Origin of the sequence: Nocardioides daejeonensis, from assembly GCF_003194585.1 — a bacterium.
In the GTDB taxonomy this organism is placed as follows: Bacteria; Actinomycetota; Actinomycetes; order Propionibacteriales; family Nocardioidaceae; genus Nocardioides; species Nocardioides daejeonensis.
Genome location: NZ_QHKZ01000005.1, coordinates 316,624 through 335,873, shown reverse-complemented (window position 1 = coordinate 335,873; position 19,250 = coordinate 316,624). Strand labels below are relative to the sequence as shown.

At 68.3% G+C, this 19,250-nt stretch carries 17 protein-coding genes; 5 read left to right on the top strand and 12 right to left on the bottom strand.

What is annotated here, in order from left to right:
- The first annotated feature begins 100 nt into the window (after positions 1-100).
- Entirely contained in the window at positions 101-1,291 is a 1,191-nt protein-coding gene (locus tag DNK54_RS15145) for a pyridoxal phosphate-dependent aminotransferase (protein WP_110207818.1), read from the top strand.
- Between the two features lie 44 nt (positions 1,292-1,335).
- Positions 1,336-2,025: a hypothetical protein gene (locus DNK54_RS15140; protein ID WP_110207817.1), complete on the top strand. Its 690-nt coding sequence runs from the start codon at positions 1,336-1,338 to the stop codon at positions 2,023-2,025.
- Between the two features lie 80 nt (positions 2,026-2,105).
- Here DNK54_RS15140 and DNK54_RS15135 read toward each other — a convergent pair whose 3' ends face one another.
- Together DNK54_RS15135 and DNK54_RS21540 are read right to left on the bottom strand one after the other, a co-directional pair.
- Complete coding sequence (locus tag DNK54_RS15135; RefSeq protein WP_110207816.1) at positions 2,106-3,260, bottom strand: helix-turn-helix transcriptional regulator; 1,155 nt, start codon at positions 3,258-3,260, stop codon at positions 2,106-2,108.
- Complete coding sequence (locus tag DNK54_RS21540) at positions 3,257-4,279, bottom strand: helix-turn-helix transcriptional regulator (protein ID WP_110207815.1); 1,023 nt, start codon at positions 4,277-4,279, stop codon at positions 3,257-3,259. The genes DNK54_RS15135 and DNK54_RS21540 overlap by 4 nt, the downstream gene beginning before the upstream one ends.
- Positions 4,280-4,457: 178 nt before the next feature.
- On the opposite strand from DNK54_RS21540, the gene DNK54_RS15125 reads away from it, so the two are divergent.
- On the top strand, positions 4,458-5,063 hold the full coding sequence (locus tag DNK54_RS15125) for a nuclear transport factor 2 family protein (protein WP_110207814.1): 606 nt from the start codon (positions 4,458-4,460) through the stop codon (positions 5,061-5,063).
- Positions 5,063-5,587 carry a hypothetical protein gene (locus DNK54_RS15120; RefSeq protein ID WP_110207813.1) on the top strand — a complete coding sequence of 175 codons (525 nt, stop codon included), beginning with the start codon at positions 5,063-5,065 and terminating at the stop codon, positions 5,585-5,587. Before DNK54_RS15125 ends, DNK54_RS15120 begins: the two co-directional genes overlap by 1 nt.
- Positions 5,588-5,628: 41 nt before the next feature.
- Here DNK54_RS15120 and DNK54_RS15115 read toward each other — a convergent pair whose 3' ends face one another.
- Positions 5,629-6,555 carry an NAD(P)H-dependent flavin oxidoreductase gene (locus tag DNK54_RS15115; RefSeq protein WP_110207812.1) on the bottom strand — a complete coding sequence of 309 codons (927 nt, stop codon included), beginning with the start codon at positions 6,553-6,555 and terminating at the stop codon, positions 5,629-5,631.
- Between the two features lie 125 nt (positions 6,556-6,680).
- On the opposite strand from DNK54_RS15115, the gene DNK54_RS15110 reads away from it, so the two are divergent.
- On the top strand, positions 6,681-7,859 hold the full coding sequence (locus DNK54_RS15110) for a TetR/AcrR family transcriptional regulator (RefSeq protein ID WP_110207811.1): 1,179 nt from the start codon (positions 6,681-6,683) through the stop codon (positions 7,857-7,859).
- Positions 7,860-7,873: 14 nt separating this feature from the next.
- On the opposite strand, the gene DNK54_RS15105 is transcribed toward DNK54_RS15110, so the two are convergent.
- The 9 genes from DNK54_RS15105 to DNK54_RS15065 form a co-directional block, all read right to left on the bottom strand.
- Positions 7,874-8,638: an enoyl-CoA hydratase/isomerase family protein gene (locus DNK54_RS15105; RefSeq protein ID WP_110207810.1), complete on the bottom strand. Its 765-nt coding sequence runs from the start codon at positions 8,636-8,638 to the stop codon at positions 7,874-7,876.
- A complete protein-coding gene (locus tag DNK54_RS15100) occupies positions 8,635-10,407 on the bottom strand; it encodes an acyclic terpene utilization AtuA family protein (protein WP_275426273.1) in 1,773 nt (590 codons plus the stop codon). The genes DNK54_RS15105 and DNK54_RS15100 overlap by 4 nt, the downstream gene beginning before the upstream one ends.
- Positions 10,404-11,210: a TIGR03084 family metal-binding protein gene (locus DNK54_RS15095; protein WP_110207809.1), complete on the bottom strand. Its 807-nt coding sequence runs from the start codon at positions 11,208-11,210 to the stop codon at positions 10,404-10,406. The genes DNK54_RS15100 and DNK54_RS15095 overlap by 4 nt, the downstream gene beginning before the upstream one ends.
- The gene (locus tag DNK54_RS15090) at positions 11,207-11,986 is read right to left on the bottom strand and encodes an enoyl-CoA hydratase/isomerase family protein (RefSeq protein WP_110207808.1); all 780 of its coding nucleotides are present in this window, start codon (positions 11,984-11,986) and stop codon (positions 11,207-11,209) included. Before DNK54_RS15090 ends, DNK54_RS15095 begins: the two co-directional genes overlap by 4 nt.
- Positions 11,983-13,980, bottom strand: coding sequence for an acetyl/propionyl/methylcrotonyl-CoA carboxylase subunit alpha (locus tag DNK54_RS21740; protein WP_110207807.1), 1,998 nt, complete (start codon positions 13,978-13,980; stop codon positions 11,983-11,985). The genes DNK54_RS15090 and DNK54_RS21740 overlap by 4 nt, the downstream gene beginning before the upstream one ends.
- A 14-nt stretch (positions 13,981-13,994) precedes the next feature.
- Positions 13,995-15,596, bottom strand: a complete 1,602-nt coding sequence (locus tag DNK54_RS15080; RefSeq protein WP_204164620.1) for an acyl-CoA carboxylase subunit beta — start codon at positions 15,594-15,596, stop codon at positions 13,995-13,997.
- A gap of 113 nt (positions 15,597-15,709) precedes the next feature.
- Positions 15,710-15,928, bottom strand: a complete 219-nt coding sequence (locus DNK54_RS15075; protein WP_110207806.1) for a hypothetical protein — start codon at positions 15,926-15,928, stop codon at positions 15,710-15,712.
- A complete protein-coding gene (locus DNK54_RS15070; protein ID WP_110207805.1) occupies positions 15,925-16,968 on the bottom strand; it encodes a peptidylprolyl isomerase in 1,044 nt (347 codons plus the stop codon). Before DNK54_RS15070 ends, DNK54_RS15075 begins: the two co-directional genes overlap by 4 nt.
- Positions 16,968-19,250 carry an MMPL family transporter gene (locus DNK54_RS15065; protein WP_110207804.1) on the bottom strand — a complete coding sequence of 761 codons (2,283 nt, stop codon included), beginning with the start codon at positions 19,248-19,250 and terminating at the stop codon, positions 16,968-16,970. The genes DNK54_RS15070 and DNK54_RS15065 overlap by 1 nt, the downstream gene beginning before the upstream one ends.

Genomic DNA, 19,250 nt, shown 5'->3' with positions numbered 1-19,250 from the left:
GTGCTGGAACTGGCGACTCAACGTGCTGGAACTGGCGACTCGACGTGCTGGAACTGGCGACTCGACGAGGGTGAGGTACGGCAGGAGGCAGGATGGGGGCATGAGCTCTAGGTTCACCGTCGCCAGCCGGGCCAACGTGCCACCGTTCCACGTCATGGACCTCCTGGCTGCGGCGCAGCGGCGGCAGGAGAGTCACGGCGACCTCGTGAACCTCGTCGCCGGACAGCCCAGTACCGGAGCACCCGCACCGGTACGCGAGGAGGCGATGCGCCTGCTCGGCTCCAGCGATCCGCTCGGCTACTCGGTCGCCACGGGAATCCCTGAGCTGCGCGAACGGATCGCCGCACACCACGGCCGCTGGCACGGCGTCGACGTGGACCGCGAGGACATCGTGGTCACGACGGGGTCGAGCGGAGGCTTCCTCCTGGCCTTTCTCGCGGCGTTCGAGATCGGCGACCGGGTGGCGATGGCTCGCCCCGGCTATCCCTGCTACCGCAATGTCCTGCAGGCACTGGGTTGCGAGGTCGTCGAGTTCGACTGCGGACCGGAGGTCCGCTTCCAGCCGACGGTGGCCGCACTCGAACGCCTCGTCGCCGAGACCGGCCCCCTCGACGGCCTGGTGGTCGCCAGCCCAGCGAATCCGACAGGGACGATGCTGGCCCCGGACGAGCTGGCCACACTGGCCACCTGGTGCGAGGAGCAGGGCGTGCAGCTGATCAGCGACGAGATCTATCACGGCATCGAGTACGCCGCCGACGAGCAGCACGGCCACGCTTCGGCCTGGGCGACCTCCCGCGAGGCCGTTGTCTTCTGCTCCTTCTCGAAGTACTTCTCGATGACGGGCTGGCGGATCGGCTGGATGCTGGTGCCCGAGCGTCTACGCCGCGCCGTCGACGTCCTCACCGGGAACTTCACCATCTGTCCGCCGGTCATCGCCCAGCGCGCGGCGATCGCGGCGTTCGACGACTCCTCCTATGCCGAACTGGACGGCCACGTACGTCGCTACGCCGTCAACCGAGGGCTGCTCCTGGAACGGCTCCCGGCCCTCGGCATCGATCGGCTCGCACCGGCGGACGGCGCCTTCTACGCATACGCCGACATCGGGCACCTCACCGACGACTCGATGGCCTGGGCACACCGGCTGCTGGCCGACACCGGCGTCGCGGTGGCCCCCGGCATCGACTTCGACACCCGCACGGGCCATCGATTCGTCCGATTCTCCTTCGCCGGGTCGGCCGGCGAGATCACCACCGGCATGGATCGTCTGGAGAACTTCCTGGCGCGCACCTGACTACGCGCGATCCCTACTACCGCGACGGTTTCTCCGGGAGCACGATGCGACAGGTCCGATCGACCTGCCATCCCAGCCACCCGGAGGTCACCATGCACCTGCGTCGCCCCACGTATCCCGAAGTCGCCTCGACTCTCGCCGTCGTGCTGGCGCTCTCGACCGGCAGCGCCCACTCCGCCGGCCTGATCGGCACCAAGGACCTCGCCGACAGCGCCGTGACGAGCGCGAAGATCAGGAACGGTCAGGTGAAGACCAAGGACCTCTCAGCCGACGTACGGGGCCAGCTGGGAGGCGCGGTCGGTCCTGCCGGACCCGCGGGGGCACCCGGCGCACGAGGGGTGAGCGCTTGGGAGACGATGCCGCCCGGAACGACGGTCACCGGACGGTTCTACGACGGTCACATGGCAGCGGGCGTTCCGGACGGTGCCGTGGTCGAGAACGTCGAGTTCCCGGCGACAGCCCCAGCCGCGCCCACCGGCCTGGGATTCGGCGAGGACGCCTTCGACGCGACGGCCACCGACCCCACCTGCACCGGGAGCTACGCCACACCGACCGCTCCTCCCGGTCGGGTGTGCGTCTACATGAACGGTCTGACCAACCTCAAGGAGGTGGCACTCTTCAACTGGGCCAACCCCGCCCAGCAGCCGCACGCCTTCTACTTCCGCGCCTTCGAGGCCGCCGTCAACGCGCCCGTCTACTACTGGGGATCGTGGGCTTACACCGCACCGAACTAGGACCAGATCCGATGCTCGACGGTGCGCCCTGTGCACCTCCCCCGCAAGGCACAGGGCGCACGCCGGCACGTCACCAAGCGTCAGGATGTCCATCCCGGGTAGGGCGCAGGCGCGGTGCCGGCCGCGCAGGCGATCGCCTGCGCACGGTTGGCTACGCCCAGCTTGCGCAAGATCTGCTTGACGTGGGACTTCACCGTGTCTTCCGCGATGACCAGGCGTTCACCGATGTCACGATTGGTCGCCCCTTGCACGATCATGTCGAGCACCTCGAGTTCGCGGCCGGTCAGCTCGGCTACCAGCTCAGGGCGCGCCACGACTCGCGTCGCGGCCGGCATCGGCTCTGCTTCGATCCCGTCGAGGCTGGCCAAGGCTCCACGCACCTGGTCACGTTGCGTCCGCAGCCTTTCGATCTGCTCCAACCTCCCCAGCAGCCGTACGATCCCGTCGGCAACCGTGCCCAGCAGGTCACCGTCGGATTCTTCGACGTGACGAGCGGTCGGGAAATGATCGGCGTGCAGGAAGCCCACGACGGTGCCAGCCGAGACCAGGGGCGCCACAACGTAGGACGTCGAGTGGCCGGAGTCCACGATGATCTCGCGGTGCACGGTGGTGCTGGCGGTGTCATAGACGGCCGCCGGGGCGCGCTCGGTGAGCAGTCTCGTCTCCGGCGTGTTCCCACGCAGCGGGATCCCGGCGCCGACCCAATCGGCGAACCAGGACTCGTCTGCCCCAGCGAAGTGCGCCCGAGCCGGTAGCCAGGAGCCGGCTTCTACGCGAGAGATCACGACACGACCGAAGTCGCATGAGCGGGTGATCTCCTCACACACGGCGTTCATGAGTGCGTCGATGGAGTGCGCACCGCGGAGCCGGCTGAGGCCGTCGGCTGCCCCGGCCAAACGACGACCTCGGACCGCCAACTGCTCTTCCTGCACCTCCAGGGCGAGCATCTGGATCGTGATCGCCAACTCGTAGAGCCGGCGCGCCGCGCCCTCGTCGAACACACCGACCATGCGAGCTCGATCGACACAGTCGTCGGCGACCATCGCCAAGGCGGCCGCGCCCAGGGCGGGTGTCGGGTCGTGGTCGGGGGAGGCGACCGAAAGGCCCAGCACCTCGCCCGCCTCGGCGACCAGATCCGTCGCGCGAGTGCGGAAGGAGTGACCGGCAGTCCGCACCGGGCGACGGCGAGGGCCGTCGAAGACGACCGCGCGAGTGATCGCGCCTTCAGACATCATGACCAGTCCCCCTGTCTTCCGTCGCGCAGATACCGAGCTATCACCTGGGCGCGGTTGGCGGCGTTCAGCTTGCGCAGGATGTGCTTGACGTGGGACTTCACCGTGGTCTCCGAAACTGTGAGTCGGTCGGCGATCTGAGCATTCGTGGCGCCGCCGACGAGAAGGTCGAACACCTCTCGCTCGCGTTGGGTCAACTTCTCAGCCAATCCTCCCGAGCGAGGCGCAGGCACCCGGGCGACGCCTACCAGCTCCTCGGGAGAATCCGGGGTCGTCGACCTCAGGCTGACCGACGCTGAGGGGGTCGCGGCCAACGCTGCTGCGGCCGCGTCGAGAGCCTCCTGGATCCGGCGCGCCTGCGTGTCCACGCGAGCACGCGTGGCCAGCCGCTCCAGCAGCAGGCCCAACCCTTCTGCGAACTGCTTCGTGTGGGCCATCTCTACCTCGCCGATCTCGCGGCCGCTGAGGCCCGCGTCGACGTGTAGCAGGCCGGCGACACGCTCTTCGACGACCACAGGTGCCGCGATGTAAGAGACAGACTCAGCGATCTCGGTGAAAGGCGCCCAAGTCCGCAGCCCGCCTTCGGTGTCGCGGACCAGCGCAGTCGTACGTCGCCGCACGACCTCGGCCTCGACCATGCCACCCACCAGGTCTAGTTGCGAGCCCTGCAGCGAGGCGACCACGGCCCGGTCCTGGGGACGGCGCGGATCTCTCGCCCACCATGCCTGCGGCGTCCATCGTGAGCCGTCCACCGTAGAGAAGAGCACGCGGTCGAAGTCGCCCGCGGCGCCGAACTCACCGGGAACCGCGCGCAGCAGCTCTGCGGCGGTGCCGAACTGCTCCAGCCGGGTGAGCGCCTCGGAGATCTTGCGCGCAAGCCGCATGGGACGACCCAGCGCATCCGATGTCGCCAACGCCTCGCGTCCGGCGAGGGCACGCTGCTCCAACTCGGCCAACTCGACGAAGGGCGCCAGTTCGGTCGCGCCGTCGGGCCTGCCGGCCACGGGTAGGTCCACCGTCATTCCGATCTTCCATCTCACACGCGGTGAGTTTCTTGAGATTTACTTTCTGCTACAGTCTTCGTGATCCACGTCATACCGTCAACGCTCATAAGCCGAGAAGGTGACGCTCTGAACTTCGAATTCTTCTCAGAGAGGATCAGAGCCCAGTTAGTCCATAATCACTTGACCGAGGAACTCGATGTCTTTGCCCGGGTCGGCCAACGCCACAGAGAGCGAAGCCGCTGAGGCTTCCGTCACGACCGAGGCCAAGGCCGCCCTCGATCTCGATGCGGGCGGCCTCCCTGCCCGGCAGTGGCTCGCAGGCGGCCTGCTGACCACGCTGCTGATCGGCGCCGCCGCCTGCGGCGCATTCGCCCTGCGCGATGACGTGGCGCCCGCGACAGCCGAAGCGAAGCAAGCAGCCTTGCGCGACGAGGCAAGCGCAGCGACGGTCCGCGACATGGAGGTGCTGCTCTCCGCAGACCATCACGCTGCTGCCGAAACCTTCCAGCGCTGGTCAGAGGTAACCACGGGCCGACTCCACACTCAGCTGACCAAGGGCCGCGCCTCGATCCGCAGACAGATCCAGGCAGCCAAGGAGGTCACGTCGGTGCGCACCCTCGAGTCCGCGCTGGTGTCATGGGACGAGTCTGCCGGCACCGCGCGCGTCCTGACCGTCGTCGAGTTGACGACCACCAAGGCCAAGACCGGGCCGACCAAGCGCACCGCGCGCTACCTCGCCATGGCCCAGCGAGTCGATGACGCCTGGCGGCTCTCGGCCATCCGCCAGGTCGGAGGCGAATGATGATCACCACGCTCCATGCGCTCACCCGCTCCCTCAGCGGCACCAGGGCGCTGACGGCCTTGGCTGCCGTGGCCGCCCTCACCGCGGGCGGCGCGGTCTATCTGGCCAGCGAAAGCGAGAAGCCGGCCCCACCGGCCAACAGGGCGTTTCTCGACGAGGAGTCGACCGCTGGTCTGCTCACCGAGGCCTCCACCTTGGTACAGCAGGTCTTCTCGGTCGACCCAAAGCGGAGGCGAGCTCAGGCCAAGGTGGTCTCCGCGCGCCTCGCCGGATCGGCACAGAAGCAGTTCCACACCCTCTACGCGCCCTACCTGGGCACGGCCGGACAGGGCATCACGTTGCGCACCACCGCGACCTCCATCGGCATCCTCCAGCAGACCCGCGACACCGCAGAGCTGCTAGTGGTCGCCGACCAGCAAGCGTCAGCGCCAGACGGGCGCAGCAACTCGGGAACGGCGACCATCCGGCTAGAGCTGCGCCGCAAAGACGACGCCTGGCAGATCACCGCCATCAGACCGAGCTGACCGCGGTGACGAGGAGCGGGCCGAGCGCCCGGCGCGCAACTCTAGGACTGCGCCAGCAGACTCAACTCCGCGCGCGCACTCTGATACTCGGCGGCCAGGAGGTCGATGACGTCGGCGACAGTGGAGATGCCGCGCACCCGCGTGACACCGTGGCCCGCGCTCCACACATCCGGGTTGGCGACGAGTCGGTCCTCGCGGAAGTCGCCCGCCGTGACCGGCTCGGCCGCCTGCGCCTCCAGCCACCCTGCCAGGATGCTCGCCGGCAAGCCGCTCACCGCATCGCTGAGGCGTACGTCGTCCAGCGACGCCTCCACCAATGCCTGCTGGTAGTCAGGACTCGCCAGAGACTCGCGAGTCGCGATGAAGGGGGTGCCGGCGTAGCCGAGGTCGGCACCGAGCACACGCGCCGCGCACAGCGCTCGGCCGTCAGAGAGGCCACCGGCCAGGACCACGACGCCAGCGAAGAACTCACGTACGGCGCTCACGAAGGCGAACGGGTTGGCGTGACCGGTCTGGCCACCGGCACCGGCGGTCAGCAACACGAGGCCATCGACCCCTGCTTCGGCGGCTCGGTGAGCCTGCCGCAGGGTCGCCACGTCGGCGAGGACCGCACAACCAGCAGCATGCAAGTCCGGCACAACCGCCGCCGGCGAGCCCACGCTAGTGATCACGACCCGCACCCCATGCTTGAGTACGCAGTCGAGGTCCGCGGCCAAACGGCGGTTCGTGCCATGCACTACCAGGTTCGGCGCGATCGGACCGGCCTCCGGGTAAGGGGCCAGGCCACCCTTGACGCGCGTCAGCCACGCGTCGAGCTCGGCGACGTCACGCGCGTTGTGGGTGGGAAAGGAGCCCACCACGCCAGCGGCGCAGGCCTCCATGACCAGCTCGGGGCTGGAGACACCCGTCATCGGCGCAGCGATCAGGGGGATGCGGAGCCGGTCCAGGTCGTCGGCGAACGTCGTCATTGGTCACTCCTCGACCGATCGGTGCCAGCACAGCCGGACGAGCGGCCGGGCCGCGGCGCGGGGTTTCGTATATTGAAGGGGGAGAATCCTGGCGCTTCAGCACCAGAAGCATCGGGGACAGGGACATGAGCAGCGCGACACAGAGCGGCCCGAAGCGTCGGCCGCGCGACCGCAAGCAACAGATCGTGACCGCAGCTGGAGGACTCTTTCACCAGCATGGCTACGGCAACGTCAGCACCAGCGACATCGCCGCGGCGGTCGGGATCTCTCCGGGAGCGCTCTATCGGCACTTCCGGGGCAAGCAGGAGATCCTCCAACAAGCCATTGACCTGGTTGTCGAAGACACCGTGACGACTGACCTGCTGGCATGCCGCGACCTGACCTCGCTGGTCGAGACGCTGGCGAGCGGCGTACGCCCCCATCGGGCGCTGGCGGTGCTGCTGTATCGCGAAGCTCGCCATCTGGACCACGCTGCGGGCGCGGCAGTGCAGGCGCGTCTGAGCGAGTTCGCCGGTCGGATAGCTCGCCACCTGCAAGCGCAGCGCCCAGAACTCGACGAACCAGACGCGGGCCTGCTGGCATGGTTGATCCTCTCCACCCTGACGAGCAGCGCTTACCACTCCGCGGAGCTGTCGCCTGATCAGGAGGCGCGCATGCAGACCCAGTGCGCCCTGGCCGTGGCTACAGCATCCATGCCGGGCTCGGGGATCGCCGAGGACGACGGTGACGCGGCAACCGGTCTGCCCCACAAGTCCCGACGCGAGGCCATCGTCGCAGCGGCCGTACGGCTCTTCTTCGAGCAGGGATACCAAGCGACGACGATGGACGATGTCGGTGCCGCGGTCGGTGTCACCGGCGCCGCCGTCTACAAGTACTTCCCCAGCAAGTCGGAGCTGCTCGGCGCCACCATCGCCCGGGCCGCTGAGCCGCTGAGTCTCGGTTTGGCGCGGTCGCTGGCCGCCACGGAGGATGCCGGCGAGGCGCTCGACCTGGTCCTCGACGCCTACATCGAGTTCGCGACGATTCACCGCCACCTGGTCGGCATCCTGGTCTCGGAGGTCACCAACCTTCCCAGCGTCTTGCGTCGCGACGTACGCCGTCAGCAGGTCGACTACATTGCCGAGTGGGTGCGCCTGTTGCGCACAAGCCGGCCGGGAATCAGCGCTGCACAGGCCCGGTACGTGGTGCAGGCGGTCCTCACCATGATCAATGACGCAACGCGGATCGACGAACTCCGCCGTCATCGTGAGCTCGACACGACGCTGCGCACCATCGGTCGCCGCCTGCTGGCTGCCGATATCTGACCAGACCCTGAGCATCAGCTGCGGAAGCGTTCGAAGGACGTCTGGGCGCGAACCGACCCGAGAGCGGTGGCCTGGCTCAGCGCCTCGAGCTCCAGCGCGGATTCGAAGGAGCCTCCGGCAGCGGAGTTCATCAACCGCTTGGTCATCGACACGGCAAGACGGGACTGCGCGGAGAGCCGGTGAGCCAGAGCGAGAGCAGTCTCGCGGGCCTCGGTCGGCGTGCCCATGACGAAGTTCGCCAAGCCGAGGCGCTGCGCGGTCCCGGCGTCAATCTCATCAGCCAGCAGCATCAGCTCTTTGGCACGTTGCATGCCGATCGCCTTCGGCAGCAGGTAGGCACCGCCGAAGTCGGGCACCACCCCCATCCGCAAGAAGACCTCGCAGAAGCGAGCCTCCTGCGAGCAGACCATGAGGTCGCAGGCCAGGGCGAGGTTGAAGGCACCTCCGTAGGCCACGCCGGAGACGCAAGCCACGACGGGCAGCGGAGTGCTCCACACCGCGAGCGCTGCCCGCTGGTAGGACCGCATGAACCGGAGCATGGCGTCGTCGTCCTCACGCGCCGCTGCTTCGATGACGCCATCCGCATCGCCGCCGGCTGAGAAATGATCCCCCTCCCCGGTCAACACCAGCGCCCGCGTTGGATCATGGCGCTCCGCCCGGTGGATCTCGTCGCAGAGCGCATCGGCCGTCGATGCCGAGATCGAGTTCAGCCGCAGCGGCCCAGAGAGAGTCAGCACCCGCACCGGGCCGTCGTCGCGGACCAGGACTTCGGTGCTCATGACCCCTCCTCCAGCAGTGCCTCCGGTACGTCGACCAGGCGGGATCGCACGTACTCACCCAGCCCCTTCGCTTGGGGATCTGGTCGCGGCGACGCCGCCACTCCGCTCCCGAGCAAGCCCACTACCACGAAGTTGAGCGCGTGCAGGTTGGGCAGTTCCCAACGCCGCACCACGAGCTCAGCCGCCTCGGGGACCAGTCGGCGGAACTCCTGGAGCGTGAGGTAGTTGCGGAGCCACGTGAAGGCTTCAGGACTACGCGCCCACAAGCCGACGTTGGCGTTGCCGCCCTTGTCGCCCGACCGAGCCGCGCAGAGCCGTCCCAAGGGGATCCGACGGGTGGCTCCGCCAACAGGCACGCTCGGCCTCGGGAGTGGCGGTTCCGACTGCTCGAACGGTTTGGTCGGCCCATGCGGGATCAGCTCGACGGTCCCGTCAGGAAGTGTGACCCGCTGGCTCACCTCTTCGATCGGGATCAGCGCCGGCCAGTAGATGCCGAAGGCACTGGCATCGGTCGGCGGAGTGGAGGTGTGGAAGCCCGGGTAGCCCGCGACGGCCAGCTCCATGGTGGCGTTGGAGAAGCGGCGTCCGACCTTGTCGCGGTCGCCGTCCATGACAGTGATGCGCAGGTGTGCGGTCGCCTGCTCATTGGTGGGCGCGTCCTCGCGATCGAAGCGCAGCAGTCGGACGTCGACGCTCTCGTACTGCCCCTCCCCACCGAGCACCGTGAAGAGCTGCTCCTGCGCCCACGCAGCCTTCTTCTCGATGTCGAGGCCGGTCAACACGAGTGTCATCGTGTTGCGATAGCCGCCGAGCTGGTTGATGGCGACCTTCAACTCCTCCGGCGGCGGACCTCCACGTGCCCCGGCGATGAGAACACGGTCCCTGCCGACCTGCTCAACCCGCAGCGAGGCGAAGTCCGCCACTACGTCAGGGTTGGCATAGCGCGGCGACTGGATCTCGTAGAGCAACTGCGCGGTCACGGTGCCCGGCGAGACCAGCCCGCCCGTGTCCTCGTGTTTGGTGATCACGGTGCTGCCGTCGGCCGCGACCTCCGCGATCGGGAAGCCGGGATAGCGGCGGTCGAGGATCTCGTCGAAGAAGGCGTAGTTGCCGCCGCTTGCCTGTGGCCCGCACTCGATGACGTGGCCGGCAGCGACAGCGCCGGCGAGGGCGTCGTAGTCCTCGCGACCCCACCCGTGCCACCACGCTGCCGGGCCGGTGACCAGCGAGGCGTCGGTGACGCGCGGACAGACGACGATGTCTGCCCCGGCCTCCAGCGCACGCGTGATTCCCCAGCCACCCAGATAGGCGTTGGCGGTCACCAACTCGCGACCGGTCTCGGCCAAAGGTTGCCCGGTATCCATGTTGGCAAGCTCGCGCCCTGCCGCCAGCAGGCCCGGAATCCGGCTGGTGAGGTCGTCGCCCTCGATCCAGGCGATCCGCGGCGTCAGCCCGAGCCGTTCCGCCAGCCGCGCCAGCTCGTCAGCCAGACCGGATGGGTTGAGTCCACCGGCGTTGCTGACGACCTTGATGCCGCGATCCAGGCAGGTGCCGAGCACGTGCTCCATCTGCGTGAGGAAGGTCTTGGCGTAGCCGGTGCTTGCGTCCTTGCGGCGCGACTTCCACAAGATGAGCATGGTCAGCTCGGCGAGGTAGTCGCCGGTCAGCACGTCGATCTCGCCCCCGTCGACCATCTCCCGGGCTGCGGCGATCCGGTCGCCGTAGAAGCCGGAGCAGTTGCCGATACGCACGGCGCGACGCCCGCTCACGTGTGTGCTCCGACCGGGCGGGGCGCACGTCCATCGCTGGGGGCACCGGCAAAAGCCTGCGCATGAGACATCCACGAACGCGCGGCGTCACCGGCGATGTCGAGCTCGGTGTCGAGCCGGTGTCGGCGTTGGGTGACGACAAGACAGAAGTCGAGGGCCGGCCCGGTGACCTTGTCGGCAGCGTCGACCGGCCCCCACGCCCACGTGGTGCCGTCGGGGGCATCGAGCTCGACGCGGACCGCAGTCCGAGGCACCTCAAGTCCACGCACGGCGAAGCTGAACCCGTGGGTGCGAACGCCCAGGTGCGCAATGTGCTTCAACCTCGGCGTCGCCTCGACGCTCCGACCGAGAGTGTCGGCGATGTCCATGCCATGTGCCCAGGTCTCCATGAGGCGTGCGGTCGCGCTCGACATGAGGCTCATGTCAGGGCCGAACCACGGCACCCGGGTGCTGCCTTCGAGGCCCCCGAAAACGGAGACCAACCGCTCCCGCGCGACCTGGAACCAGGCACGCAGCTCGGCGACCGGCATCTCCCGATAGCGCAAGGCGATCCGGTCGGGAAAGTCCATCCCGCCTGCCATCAGCGCCTGCGCACCATCACGGAAGCGGCTCGGGGCCGCGACCGCCAGCACGGCCTGCTCGTCGAAGAATGCGAGGTGGCTGACCTGATCGCGGATCGACCAGCCTTCCGCCGGAGTCGGCAACTCCCAATCGGCCTCCGGTAGCGCGGCCAGCAGGTCGACGACAGAGGCCGTTTCGGCCGCCAAGTCGTCGAGCAGGCAGGCGAAGGCATCTTGACTCATCGTCCCTCCCAACGTGGAGCTCGCTTGTCACGGAAGGCAGCAGGCCCCTCCTGGGCATCCCGGCTGCGATAGACCGGCTCCCAGATCTCCTCGGCAGCGGCGAAGGCCTCCGTGAGACCCATCTCGGCGATCAGGCGCACCGTGCGTTTTCCTGCCCGTACCGAGAGCGGCGCATTGGCCGCGATCCGCCGAGCCAGCTCTTGGGCGGTCTCCTGCAGCCTCTCCATCGGCACCACGTGGTTGACCAGGCCGACTTCGTAGCCGCGGGCTGCGGTGATCGGCGCACCGGTCAGCAGCATCTCCATCGCCACCCTCGGCGGAATCAGGCCCGGCAGCGGCGCTGCCCACGGGGCGCCACGCCCCACCCGGACCTCGCTGATGGCGAAGGTCGCGTGATCAGCCGCAACCACGAGGTCACAGGTCTGAGCCAGCAGGAAGCCGCCGGCGAGCGCAGCACCGTTGACCGCCGCGATCGTCGGTTTGGTGACCTCGATATTGCGGTTGAACTGAGGCACGAAGTCGATCGGCGGCACCTCGAGGCGGTCTGCCGCCATCTCCTTCAGGTCACCGCCGGCACAGAAGGCCCGCTCCCCCGAGCCGGTCAACACCAGCACCTGCGCGGCGTCGTCGTCGTTGAACCGGCGTACGCCGTCGAACAGCCCCTCCCGTACGGCGCGGCTCAGGCAGTTGCGCGCCTCTGGCCGCTGGATGGTCAGCCAGGCGACGCCGTCAACCAACGCGTAGCTGACCGCCGGTGGTGCCACGACCGCGGTCATGGTGCCTCCTCCTCGACGACAGCCAGGACCGTGCCGAGTTCCACAGCCTGCCCGACCTGGACCCGCACCAGGCTGGCCACGCCGGAAACCGGCGCCTTGACGCTGTGCTCCATCTTCATCGCCTCGATCACCAGCACCGTCGCGCCTTCTTCGACCGGCTGACCCTCTTCGACCAACACACGCACCACGGTCCCCGGCATCGGGGCCAACAGCGACCCCGGCTCGTTGCGGTCGCCCGGCTCGGAGAAGCGGGCTTGTTCGACGAGCACCAGGCTGCCCAGAGCGCTGGTGACATTGACGCTCTCCCCGTGCACGCGCACGTCGCAACGGCGGCGAACCCCGTCCACCTCGATGTCGACCAGGTCGGGAGTTGCGGCCCACACCCGTGCACCAGTCAGCTCCTCGCCGTCGACACTCACCTCGACGGTGCCGCGGCGGACCCGGTAGCGGACGTCGACCTCGTTGCCGTCAACCAGATAGCTGACGTGCTGATGCTGACTGGAGACATTGCGCCAACCGGAGGGCAGCGTGGGCAGGGCGGCTGCTGCTGCCCGGTGGGCGGCCTGGGCAGCGAGGGCGGCGGCTGCGGCGTGGACACGCACCAGGTCCGGCGAGCGCCACGAGCGCATCAGGTCCACCGGCTCGTGCCGACCGAGGTATCCGGTGTCGATCTGACCGGCGGCGAACTCCTCCTCGCGAAGGATGCCGACCAGCAGGTCCCGGTTGGTGACCACACCGTCGACGCGGCTCTCGGCCAGCGCGCGTGCCAAGACCCGGCGCGCGTCGTCACGGGTCGGCCCGTAGCCGATGATCTTCGCCAGCATCGGGTCGTAGTGGACACCCACCTCGGAGCCGACGACCACACCGGAGTCGACGCGGATCCCCGGTAGGGCCGGCACCGAGAACTCCTGGATGGTGCCCGTCGCAGGCAGGAAGCCGGCGTCGACATCCTCCGCGTAGAGCCGGACCTCGATCGCGTGTCCACTCCTGTCGGCAGCAACCGCTTCGGTGGGCAGCGGGTGCCCCTCGGCGACGAGGAGCTGCAACCGCACCAGGTCGAGGCCCGTGATGAGTTCGGTGACCGGGTGCTCGACCTGAAGGCGGGTGTTGACCTCGAGGAAGTAGAAGCGTCCGTCCGATCCCATCACGAACTCGGCGGTGCCGGCGCCGACGTAGCCGATCGCCTTGCCTGCGGCGATGGCCGCAGCGCCGAGCTCGTCGCGCAGGGCGTCGTCCACCACCGGCGACGGCGCCTCTTCGATGATCTTCTGGTAGCGACGCTGGATCGAGCACTCACGTTCGAAGAGGTGGACGACCGTGCCCTGGGTGTCAGCGAAGAGCTGCACCTCGATATGGCGCGGAACGTCCAGGTAGCGCTCCAGGAAGATGGTGCCGTCGCCGAAGGCAGTGACCGCCTCACGACGCGCTCCTTCGACCGCCTCCAGCAGGTCCGAGCTCTCGCGCACGATGCGCATTCCGCGACCGCCACCACCGAAGGCCGCCTTGACGAGCACCGGGTAGCCGATCTCGTCGGACACGCGCGACCCGAGTTGCGCCCCGTCGATCTCGCTGTCGGTCTCGATCGTGATCCCCGGCAGGACCGGTACGCCAGCTGCTGCCATGATCTTCTTGGCCTCGATCTTCGAGCCCATGCTGTCGATCGCCTCCGGCGGAGGTCCGACGAAGATCACGCCCGCAGCCGCGCACGCGCGAGCGAAGCCGGCGTTCTCGGAGAGGAAACCGTAGCCAGGATGCACCGCATCGGCCCCGGTCTGGCGGGCCGCCTCAAGGATGAGGTCGCCGCGGAGGTAGGTGTCAGTGGGCGAGGTACCCGGCAGCCGAACTGCCTCGTCCGCCTCGGTGACGAACGGTGCGTCGGCGTCGGCGTCGGAGAACACCGCGACGCACGCGATGTCCATCGCCCGCGCGGAACGGATGATGCGCGAGGCAATCTCGCCTCGGTTGGCGATGAGGAGCTTCTTGATGGTTGCCATGTTTTCTGCCACCTTCACATGCGGAAGACGCCGAACCCGCGCCTTCCTTCGACGACCTGGGAGTGAGCTGCGGAGAGCGCCATGCCGAGGACGGCACGGGTATCGCGCGGATCGATGACGCCGTCGTCATAGACCCGCGAGGAGATGAAGAAGGAGTGTGACTCCGCCTCGATCTGCTCCTCGATCTGCACCCGGCGGGCATCGTCGGCTTCGATGTCGAACTCTCGCCCGGCCGCTTCGGCGGCCTGCCGGCCGACGATCGACAACACGCCGGCGAGTTGCTGAGCACCCATCACCGCGAGCTTCGCGTTGACCCACGAGAACATGAAGCGCGGGTCGAAGGCGCGGCCCGACATGCCGTAGTTGCCGGCGCCGAAAGACGCGCCCATGTTGATCGAGAAGTGCGGCACCTTGCTGTTGGCGACGGCGTTGATCATCTTGGCACCGTCCTTGATGATGCCGCCCTGCTCGTAGTTCTTGCCGACCATGAACCCGGTGCAGTTGTGCAGGAAGATCAGCGGGATGTCGAGCTGGTTGGCCAGGAGGATGAACTCGGTCCCCTTCTGGGCCTCCTCACTGAAGAGGATGCCGCGGGAGTTGGCCAGGATGCCGACCGGATAGCCGTGGATCGAGGCCCAGCCCGTCGTCAGCGCGGTGCCGTAGGACGGTTTGTACTCACCGAACCTGGAACCGTCGACGACGCGGGCGATCACTTCGCGCGGATCGACCGGCTTGCGGAAGTCGGCGGCGGCGATGCCGAGCAGTTCGTCCTCGTCATAGAGGGGCGCGTCGGGAGACATGGTCGGGCCCGGCCCGAGCTTGCGCCAGTTGATCTCCGCCATGATGCGGCGTCCGATGCGGATCGCATCGCGCTCGTCGATCGCGAAGTGGTCGCCGAGCCCGGAGACCCGACTGTGCATGTCGGCGCCGCCCAGCTCCTCGTCGTCGGCGTCCTCGCCGGTTGCCATCTTCACCAGCGGCGGCCCGCCGAGGAAGACCTTGGCCTGCTGGTCGACCAGGACGGCGTAGTCACACATGCCGGGCACGTAGGCGCCACCGGCCGTGGAGTTGCCGAAGACCAGAGCCAGCGTGGGCACGCCCATCGCAGAGAGTTCGGTCAGACCCTGGAAGATCTTCCCGGCCTGGACGAAGAGTTCGGACTGGGTCGGCAGATCGGCACCGCCCGACTCCACGAGGTTGATCACCGGGAGACGGTTGCGCTTGGCGATGTCCAAGGCACGCAGGTTCTTGCGCAGCGTGTAGGGATTCATCGTGCCGCCCCGCACGGTGGGATCGTGGGCGATGATCACCGTCTCGACGCCGGAGACCACACCGAGCCCGGTCACGATGCTCGCGCCGACAGTGAACTGAGTGCCCCACGCCGCCAGCGACGAGAACTCGAGGAAGGGCGCGTCAGGATCGAGCAGCAGTTCGATCCGCTCGCGGGCCAACAACCGTCCCCGGTCCCGGTGCCGCTTCGCGTACTTCTCTCCACCGCCGGCGCAGGCCAGGTCGAGCTGTTCCTGGAGCTGAGCCAGGGCCTCTTCTTGAGCGGAGCGATTCTCCAGATAGTCGTCGCTCGTCACGTCGAGGGTCGATCGCAGTGGCGTCGTCAACGTGTACTCCTTGTCCTCCGTGAGCGGATCTTCCGCTGCTGTTGAGTCTCCTGCTCGGGTGCCGCCGCGTACCTCGCCGCAGGGGAGTGACTTCCCCCTCCCTGAGGGGGAAGTCACCCGCCGAACATCACGACCGCGCTCAGCACGCCGAACCCGGCGCACACGAAGCTGAGCAGTAGCAAGGAGCGCGCTCCGCGGCGCAGGCGACGCTCCTCGCGAGCGCGGCGCTCAGGGGTCATCGCCGGCGAGACCAGCTTGTCGGCGTTGCGGCGTCCCCAGCGGCTGAGGGCGAGGAAGGCCCAGGCGAGGACCATCGAGATCAGCAGCGTCACCGCACGCCTCCAGTGCTCGGACCGACCTCGGCCGGAGGCTCGTCGGGATGCTCCGGTCGGTAGTCATCGGCGTACTCGACCTCGGCGTCCTTGATCTGCCGGGCAAGCCACTCCCGCCAGGTCGTCAACGCACGTTCGGACCGTACGACGTCGAGGGCGTCCGCTTGGACCTTGCTGAAGGGCAATGCCCGTCCGGGCAGCACCTGAAGCACCGCTCCGACATTCCATCCGTAGGCGGTCTGTACCGGGCCGAAGAAATCACCGGCTTCCACACGGAACGCTGCCTTGCTGTAAGTGACGTCGAGGTCGTTCGCGGTGACCACGCCGAGCAACCCTCCCTTGGCACGCGTGGCGTCGTCCAGCGACATCTCCCGGGCGAGGGCAGCGAATCCGTCTCCAGCACGTGCCCGGGCAAGGAGGCGCCGCGCTTCGCTGCGTTCGGCGACGACGATGTTGGCGATCTTGCGCCGCTCGGGGCGGGCGAAAGCGGCAGGGTCGGCGTCGTAGCGGGCTTGGGCGTCGGCAACGCTCACCCCATCGACCGTCTTCTGGGTCACCGACTTGAAGAGCTGTGCGATCGCCTGCTGGCGCCGGATCTCGCCAAGAATGTCGCCCTCGCTGACGCCGAACTCGGTCAACAGCTGCTCGAAGGCGCGACGCGGCTCAGGCCCCAGCTGGGCAGCGAGCATCGAGGCGAGGGTGTCGCGGGCCGACTTCTCGCTGATCGAGATGTGGCGGTCCCTCGCCGCCTTGTCCAGGATCAGGCTGACCGCGACCGACTTGGCGATGTCGCGTTGGAAGTCGCCTCGCGCCGCGGCATCGGTGGGCTTCGCGATTCCATAGAGCGCGTTCAACGTGTCGGCGCGCCGGTCCAGCTCCGACTTGGTCACGACATGGCCGTCGTAACGCAGCGCCGCATCGTCGGGCAGTCCGGTCATCCGATCGTGCACCACCCAACCAGCACCGAGGAGCACCACGAGCGCCATCAGTCCGACCAGCACGCGGGTGCGCGCCGGGCTGAGAAGCTTGCGCAGATCCATCACACCACCACCTCGACCTTGGGTTGGGGAACGAAGGGAGGCTCCAGTTCCCCAGGGTCGGAGCGCTCGCGCGGGGCGAGCGTCGCCGGGAGCAGGATCCGAACAAGAGAGGAGGCAAGTAGCGACAGTCCGACCGTGGCGGCCAAGAAGAGGCCGAAGTCGCGGATGACGGAGAGCTCGGAGACCGCGAGCGCCAGGTAGCCAGCAGTCGCCGCGGCCGCAGCAACCAGCACTGAGCGCAGCAGCAGACGGTGGTGTCGCGCGGCACCGAGCAGGATCGTGAACTCACACGCGGTGGCTGTCGCCAGCGACCCCAGCGCAAGCGTGAGCGGCGTGAGCGAGATGCCGAGGAGTTGGGCCCCCAGGAAGCCCCAACCGGTCGCGAGCAAGGCGGCCGACACGGCCAATGCCGCCTCGCGACGCCGACGCAGCCCGATCACCAGCACCGCACCCGCAGCAAGGATGCCGATCCCGGCATGGAGGTAACGGTGCTCCGAGAGCAGCCCGTAGCTGCGTGCCGCCACCACCGGCAGTCCCGCAGCGTCCAGGGTCAGGCCGTCCGGCGGTGGAGGAGCTTCCCGCATGATCTGGGCAAGCAGCTCACGTTGCGCGGCGACGTCGTTGAGCTCGATGCCGAAGCTCAGCACCGCCTGACGGCCGTCGGCACCGAGTACGGCAGCACGCAGATAGCCGGGCAACTGCGCAAGGCCCGCCTGGAGCTGCTCCGCCGTGGGCTTGTCACCCAGGAAAGCAAGCAACGAAGGCGGGCTGACGACGGGTCGCAGCCGATCACCGAACCGCAACACGATGAGCTCTTGCAGTCGCCGCATCCAGTCCAGGCTCTCGGGCGTCAGCACCTGGGCGCCTCGCACCAGCAGTTGCACCTCGCCGGAGGTACCGAGGATCTCTTCGGCCTGATCGACCGACTCCATCGCCGGGGCGCCGGCGATCAGCCTCTCGGGGCTCGCCTCGATCTCCAGCCGCGGCAGAACGCTCCACCCGGCAATGGCCAACAGGCTCGCCGTGCCCACCAGGAGCAGGCGGGCGGGTCGTCCCATGCTCGTTCGCGGCAGAGCGTCGGTCCCCTCCACCAGCGTGGGCCGCACCGCCGGCTGTGTCCAGATGCGGGCCAGCACGACACCGACCAGCAGGGTCAACACGATGCCGACCATCAGGGCGATCCCCAACTCTCGGACCAGCGGAACCGGCGAGAATGCCAGGGTGCCGAAGCCGGCAGCGGCGGCGAGCCCGGTGACGATCACGATGCGCCGATCAGCGCCGCGGGTCAGATAAGCAGGGAAGTCACTCCCGGTTCCGAGCAGGATCGGCAGGAAGGCGACCACCCCCAGCGAGACCGGGTGATCCAGCCACCCGAAGAGCGCGAGGGTGCCGCTGGTGGCAAGCAGCGTGGTCAGGATCGGGATCACCCGGCGCGGGGAGCGCCTCAGCCACGGCAGCAGCAGGTAGCAGCCGGTGATCAGGCCGAGGGCGACCGCACCGATCAACGGTGCCTCACGCTTGAGCACCTGAGCCAGTCCGGAGGCGACCACCGGCATGCCGGTCACCACGACCCGTGACGTATCCAGGTCCGCCTCGTCGACCGCCTTGTCGACGGCTCCGACCAGACGCTCGGTTGCCCGTTGGTCGAGACCGTCCCGGGGCCGGATCACGATCGCGACGGCGTTGTCGCGCGGCACCACGAAGCGCCACTGTTGGCGCGGTTGCTGGTCCGCGTCAAGCACGACGGCTCGGACGAACGCCGCGTTGCGCAACGTCGGCAGGCCGGCCGGCAGTCCCTGCACCAGCAGGCCGCCGTAGCGACGGTCGAAGCGACGTACGGACCGGTCGGCGGCCGCTTTCGCCTGTGTAGCCGAGGCACCGTCCGCCAGGGCTTTGCGACGAGCCGTCTCCATGAGCGCGTCACGGCGGCCGCTGATGGTGGCCAACAGGTTCCGCGCTTGCCCGGCAACCTGGTTGAGGACCGTGCCGGGGCCGTAGACCACCGAGACATCGGGGAGTTGGGCCAAGGCTCCCTCAAGACCCACGAGTTTGAGGATCTCCTCCCCCGCGAGCAGTGCACCGGGCTCCGTCGACTCGGCCACCACCACGACCGGGTCGGCTCCAAAAGAACGGGCGGCCGCCTTGGTGGCGATCGAGGTGGCGTCGTCCTTCGGGAGGAATGAGGACGCCGTGGTGTCCGTGCGCACCCGAGCCAGCCCCAGCCCGACCAGGACCAGAAGCACGCCCACCGTCAACAGGCGGCCGAGGGTGCGCACGGACAT